The sequence below is a fragment of the Helicobacter magdeburgensis genome (genome assembly GCF_000765825.2).
Taxonomy (GTDB): Bacteria; Campylobacterota; Campylobacteria; order Campylobacterales; family Helicobacteraceae; genus Helicobacter_C; species Helicobacter_C magdeburgensis.
Genome location: NZ_JRPE02000031.1, coordinates 1 through 4,733 on the forward strand (window position 1 = coordinate 1; position 4,733 = coordinate 4,733).

Sequence of the window (4,733 nt, forward strand, 5' to 3'; positions counted from 1 at the left end):
CTAGTGATAAGACTTCTGAGATTCTCATCTATCAAATCTAAACAATCATCTAAAAACATCTCTATCTTATTTGGCATAACACCAAAGTAGAGTTTGTGTTTATCGCCAATAGTTATAAAGGTGGTAATACGCGGAGCAATAGTAGCTTTACTATCACGCATAATAATTTTAGTTTTTAGGAGATTTTCAGCGTGAAAAGCACGATTCCTAAGAGTGTGAATCCAATTTAGGACAATCTCTGATTTATGGCTTGCTCGCAATAGTCGCTTTTTGCCATTGTGGTAAAACTTATTTGTATTTGCCGTATCGTAAGCTTTTAAGTCAAATGTCTTATCAAAGCGAAAGATATGATTATGAAGCCTATGTTTATCAATCATCTCACACCAAAACCCAAGATTTTGCTTTGAAACGAGCTGATGATTGTAAAGATTCTTTCCCCTATACTTTGCTTGACTTTCACTTTCACACCATTCATCCCCCAACCTTTGGCTTAAAATATTATTTACAATATTACGAATACAAATTTCTAACATACAAAGTTTAGGTGCTATTTTGCCAATAAGCCTTAAATTAGCAAAATGCTCCTCTTTACTTTGGTAGCTCTCTAACCTAGCGGTTGAAAATAATAATTCCATTCTTGCCTTTTCCATAGACACATTTTATCAAATTCTCTTTTGCTTATGTCTTAAATAGTTTGTTTGTAATTATCACGCTACTTATTTGAATCTAAACTTCAGTTTTTGCTATAATCTCACTAAATAAAATTAAAAAAGGAGTTTGAAATGGGTTATGCAGATTGGCATTTTATGATGAAAGATATGAAAGAGAACCCAAAAGGGTTTTTGGTGGGGTTAGTTGTAATCATAATTCTTATCGGTCTGTTTTTTCTTTTTAAAAGCTTAGATAACCACAAAAGAAGAATAGAAGAGGCGCAAAAAAATATTCCTCACGAACTGCTCTTTAGTGCTATAGCAAAAAAAACATTAAAGCGGAAGGAAATTTTAGAGGCAGAACAAAATCAAACGATGGCTGATATTTACTCAAAATTAGATTCTGTAATCACAATTACCCCAGAGCATATCAAAATGTATGGAGAGGATTATACTGCAGAAATCGAAAAAAAATTCAATATTATGCGGGAAAACTACGCCTTATTTTTGCGTATAGATGATAATACTTATACGAATTTGAGACTCAAAAAGTGCATAGACAAACAAGAACCCACAAAGGATAAATTTATTCGTAATCCATATTTTGACACAATACGGTTTCTAAAAGGGGAAAGTGGCACTAAGGGTATCCCTACTACTACATCAATAAAATCAAAAGTTGAAAAGTGTGCCAACTTTAAATAACCCTACAAACTACTTAACTTTATCCTTGCAAAACTCTCCTCAAGTTGAGCTTGAGCGAGATTGTGTTCTGCATTAATTTGATTGTTTCTTAAGCCTAGATATTTCACTCTCATTCCATCTCTATTTATGTTTGTATTTAGGTGTCTCATCTGCCTATTAAGACTTTTTATCGTAGGGTCTTATTTGCCCACACCTTCATCTAGAAGCCTACCTTTTATACCATTCAGTCTTCCTACTCTCATATTCATATCGTGGATGCCCATTTGTAATCTAGCAGATTCTGCTCCAATTTGTTGGGCATTCATTCCGGCATAAGCTCCACCAAACCTTTGATGAGTCCCAGCGGCTTGCTCTGTCGCCCAGTTAAGTTGTGATTGTGCTGAAGCAACTCTAGCACTAGCTCTTTGCACTCCTTGTTGTGCTGCCATTAGTGCATCTCCACCAGCTCCACCCATAAGAGAGGATACACCACCAGCAACCCTGCCAAACATTGAGGCTGTGCTTGCAATTTGTCCTACAGCAGATAATGCACTAGAAGCCATAGCAAAATTCTGCATACCTATTCCTGCACTATGGGCTAATCCCGCAAAAGTGCTCCCTCCACTAGCCGTAACACCATAGCTATAGCCCCTAGATTCATTATGTGAGAAGCTTATGCCAGATTGGAAACTACCTTGCATTCCAGCCCTGCCAATGTTAAGAGAACCTACATTGCCACCAGACATACCTTGGATTTGTGTAAAACCGGTCTCCAAACCAATAGAGGCAATATTTCCATCTTTATCTGGTATCCCTGCAACAGCTTGAGACAATGCCTTATTAGCATTTTTAATTTCTTTAATTTGACCATCTAAAAGAGCATTGTTTTGGCTCATATTTCTTCCCCAGCTTTCCTTCTGACTTTCTAATTCCTCTATTTTTTCATTATTCTCTTGAATGGCTTTTCGTGCAAGATTACGAGCAGCCCTTCCTCCTGAGTGCTGTAATGTACCTCCTATTTCCTGCTGTGCCTCAAGAGTGCTTTGATGATACAAACTATCTTTATGGCTTGCAAGACTTCTTCCTTGCACAGGTCCAGAGCTTAAAGTCCCATCATCATTGTATGCGTTTAATTGTTTTCCCGCCTCAAAGCCAATAGTGCTTTGAAATGCTTTTTTGGCTTCTCCAGCAGCACTCGCTGTAGAAAGCCTATCAATAGCTTCTTGATGATTTCCAGCATTTATATTGTTTAAACTTGCTTCTGTGCTTTTGAATTTTGATGCAGCTCCAAGTTGAGCTTGCTCCCTAGCAATATTTGAATTTACACTCCTAGCTGTTTCATAGGCATCTGTGCTTCCTTGCATTTCTTCAAATCTTTGGTCTGCTTGTAGTCTTGACACTCTTGAATAAGCTGAACCTTCAGCAGAGCTAGTTCCTATTCCTTTGAAATGCTCTCTAGCACTACGAGCCGTTTCTTTTGCTTGGATATTCTGCATATCCGCTTGAGTATTTGCCATAGCAGAATAACTCTCTTGGAATCCTGCACCTGTTCCAAATACTCTTCTTAAGCTATTGCCTTGAGCTATTTGATTAAGCACCCCAGCCTCAGATCCATATTGAATAGCATTCATCTGCTCTCTTGTAAATTCTCCTAACTTACCTACACCTGCTGTTTGGTTAGCTGAAATACGGGCTTGGTTCTCTAAGCCTTGGGTGTAGATGGAGTGTTGAGAATAGCATATGTTTTGTATTGTAGGAGTTAAAATAAGGCTATCAAAGAAAGAATCTTGTATAATTCCGCCAAAATAGATTTTGAATATAAAGGATTCTAGTGCTTGAAAAACAAATCATCACTCTTTTTTCAAAACGAAGATTAGAAGGCTACCATAGCTTTCAAGAACACGAAGATAATTTCTATCTTATTGCTACTATTGCGAGAAAAATTGGTGTATTGGAAGTGGTGATACGAAATAAAATTGATACAATTTTAAGTCAGCAAGATTCTCAATGGATCATTTTGCTCTTGGGAAAAGGTTTTGAATCTTTAAAGGCGACTGATATATTAGCACGGCAAAGTTTAGGGTTTTGGGTAAGGGTTGTTGAGCACTATAAGATAGCAAATAATGTGTTTCACGAAACATTTCTAGATGCTCTGGACTTTAAAAAGTATTATGCCAAAAATCCTAAAAGATTTCCTCATACTCATATTATGAGGCATCAAAAAGGTATTATATTGCTTAAGCTCTTGCATTTATTACGAAACAGAGCATTTCACTTTGAGAATCTCTACAAAATGAATAAAAATGGTCCAAGATTGAGTGTAACTATCCATAATAGCAAAAATGAAAAACTTATCTTTTCACTAGAGCCAACAAAAGTAAATCTATTTCTTGATGATATGCTTATGTCTTTTGATGGGGGATTGCTAAACTATGGAAGTGGGGACAAGTGCCCCCTTGAAAGAAAGGGTATTCTATAACAGCATTGTTAAATATTAGCTGAAACAACGGGAATAATAAATCACTTAAAGCGTAGTTAGGACTTTAAACGCATTAGACATCAAATCGTTAAAGGGTTGTGAAATACGAAGGCGTAAAATAGCATATATTCTGTATTGTAGGAGTTAAAATAAGGCTATCAAAGAAAGAAAAACATCCTTAATCTCCATTTGAAACAAGCCCCCTACATTTGCTATAATCTCACTAAATAAAATTAAAAAAGGAGATTGAAATGGGTTATGCAGATTGGCATTTTATGATGAAAGATCTTGAAGAGAATAAAGGAGCTAGGAATGGACTATTGTTGATTGCAGTATTATTCGTTGTGTTATGTGGTGTTCTTTTTGTATATTTATCCTTACCTAACAAGAATGCTGCACTGGAGACTTTATTTGTGGAGAGAATTGTTCCAAAAACAACACTGAATAGAGTGGTCGATAATAGATATGTGGCTATAGAACAAAATCTGAGATATGCAATTATTGAGGAAATGGGCTATTTACAAACAATGAACAACCCTTTATACAAAGAGCTTCAGATTATGAATGAGAATTATGAAAATTATCTTGCAATTCAAGATATTTCTGGTAAGCCGAATTGGGAAATGAAAGTTTGCTATTCAACCAATATGAAAAAGATGAATGGCGTAGAGCTTCCCGATAAAAAAGATGAGATATATATTGAAAATCCTTACAAGGAAACAATTCGCTCAATCGTATTTGGAGAGAGAGTTGTTGTTCCAAAAACTGAGACCATTCTTTATCCATGTGTCAAATAACCCTACAAACTACTTAACTTTATCCTTGCAAAACTCTCCTCAAGTTGAGCTTGAGCGAGATTGTGTTCTGCATTAATTTGATTGTTTCTTAAGCCTAGATATTTCACTCTCATTCCATCTCTA

5 protein-coding genes are annotated in these 4,733 nt (G+C 36.0%); 3 read left to right on the plus strand and 2 right to left on the minus strand.

The window, feature by feature from the left end:
• On the minus strand, positions 1-635 hold a 635-nt coding region (locus LS74_RS10565; protein ID WP_167480493.1), incomplete at its 3' end, for a hypothetical protein.
• Between the two features lie 147 nt (positions 636-782).
• On the opposite strand from LS74_RS10565, the gene LS74_RS10570 reads away from it, so the two are divergent.
• Positions 783-1,355: a hypothetical protein gene (locus tag LS74_RS10570; RefSeq protein ID WP_034589632.1), complete on the plus strand. Its 573-nt coding sequence runs from the start codon at positions 783-785 to the stop codon at positions 1,353-1,355.
• Between the two features lie 179 nt (positions 1,356-1,534).
• Here LS74_RS10570 and LS74_RS10575 read toward each other — a convergent pair whose 3' ends face one another.
• On the minus strand, positions 1,535-2,965 hold the full coding sequence (locus tag LS74_RS10575) for a hypothetical protein (protein WP_138129139.1): 1,431 nt from the start codon (positions 2,963-2,965) through the stop codon (positions 1,535-1,537).
• A 200-nt stretch (positions 2,966-3,165) separates the two neighbouring features.
• Between LS74_RS10575 and LS74_RS10580 the strand changes: the two genes are divergently transcribed.
• Both LS74_RS10580 and LS74_RS10585 read left to right on the plus strand, forming a co-directional pair.
• On the plus strand, positions 3,166-3,813 hold the full coding sequence (locus LS74_RS10580) for a hypothetical protein (RefSeq protein WP_034589354.1): 648 nt from the start codon (positions 3,166-3,168) through the stop codon (positions 3,811-3,813).
• 251 nt (positions 3,814-4,064) lie between these two features.
• Positions 4,065-4,610 carry a hypothetical protein gene (locus LS74_RS10585; protein WP_034589356.1) on the plus strand — a complete coding sequence of 182 codons (546 nt, stop codon included), beginning with the start codon at positions 4,065-4,067 and terminating at the stop codon, positions 4,608-4,610.
• The last annotated feature ends 123 nt before the right edge of the window (positions 4,611-4,733 follow it).